This window comes from Dyella sedimenti, from assembly GCF_022760995.1.
Taxonomy (GTDB): domain Bacteria; phylum Pseudomonadota; class Gammaproteobacteria; order Xanthomonadales; family Rhodanobacteraceae; genus Dyella; species Dyella sedimenti.
The window spans coordinates 1-1,361 of sequence record NZ_JAKWJO010000019.1 but is presented as its reverse complement, the minus strand read 5'-3'; the positions used below and the strand labels follow the sequence as shown (position 1 = coordinate 1,361).

The 1,361-nt window shown below is 64.5% G+C and carries 1 protein-coding gene; it reads left to right on the top strand.

The features are described 5' to 3' along the window. A partial coding sequence (locus MJ605_RS19215) for a M3 family metallopeptidase (RefSeq protein WP_243043154.1) occupies positions 1–1,361 on the top strand: 1,361 nt, incomplete at both ends.

The following is a 1,361-nucleotide window of genomic DNA, read 5'->3' as shown; positions in this document are numbered from 1 at the left end:
GCCCTGCAGAACCTCAACGACCGCGCCACCCGCGAGGCGCTGTTCCAGGCCTCGTGGAACCGCACCGAGAAGGGCGACGCCAACGACACGCGCGACCTGATCGCCCGCATCGCGCAGATCCGCGCCGAGCAGGCCAAGCTGTTGGGCTACACCAGCTATGCGGCGTGGAAGCTGGAAGACCAGATGGCCAAGACGCCGGAAGCGGCGCTGACCTTCATGGACAAGCTGGCCCCGGCCGCGGTGGCGCGTGCCGAGCGCGAGGCCAAGGACATCCAGGCCGTGATCGACCAGCAGAAGGGCGGCTTCAAGGTCGAGGCGTGGGACTGGAACCATTACGCCGAGCAGGTGCGCAAGGCCAAGTACGACCTGGACGAATCGCAGATCAAGCCGTACTTCGAGCTGGACAACGTGCTGCAGAACGGCGTGTTCTACGCCGCCAACCAGCTCTACGGCCTGACCTTCAAGGAGCGCAAGGACATCCCAGTCTGGCAGCCGGACGTGCGCGTGTTCGAGGTATTCGACAAGGACGGCACCTCGATGGCGCTGTTCTACTGCGACTACTTCAAGCGCGACAACAAGAACGGCGGCGCCTGGATGAGCAACCTGGTCGACCAGTCCAAGCTGCTGGGCACCAAGCCGGTGGTGTTCAACGTCGCCAACTTCACCAAGCCGGCGGAAGGCCAGCCGGCGCTGCTGTCGTTCGACGACGTGATCACCATGTTCCACGAGTTCGGCCATGCGCTGCACGGCATGTTCGCCGACACCCAGTACCCGAGCCTGTCGGGCGCGGCCACCGCGCGCGACTTCGTGGAGTTCCCCTCGCAGTTCAACGAGCACTGGGCATCCGATCCGAAGGTATTCGCCCACTACGCGAAGCACTACAAGACCGGTGAGCCGATGCCGGCCGAGCTGGTGGAGAAGATCAAGAAGGCCAAGACCTTCAACAAGGGCTACGACATGACCGAGCTGGTCTCCGCGGCCCTGCTCGACATGAGCTGGCATAGCCTGAGCGCCGATACGCCGAAGCAGGACCCGGACAAGTTCGAGGCGGAGGCACTGGCCAAGGCCAAGATCAACCTGAGCTACGTGCCGCCGCGCTACCGTTCCAGCTACTTCCAGCACATCTGGGGCAACGGCTACGCCGCCGGCTACTACGCCTACCTGTGGACCGAGATGCTGGCCGACGATGCCTTCCAGGGCTTCGAAGACAAGGGCGGCCTGACCCGCGAGAACGGCGACCGCTTCCGCGCCATGATCCTCTCGCGCGGCAACACCCAGGACCTGGCCAAGACCTACAAGGACTGGCGCGGCAAGGAGCCGAGCATCGAGCCGATGCTGCTCAACCGTGGCCTGAAGGAAGC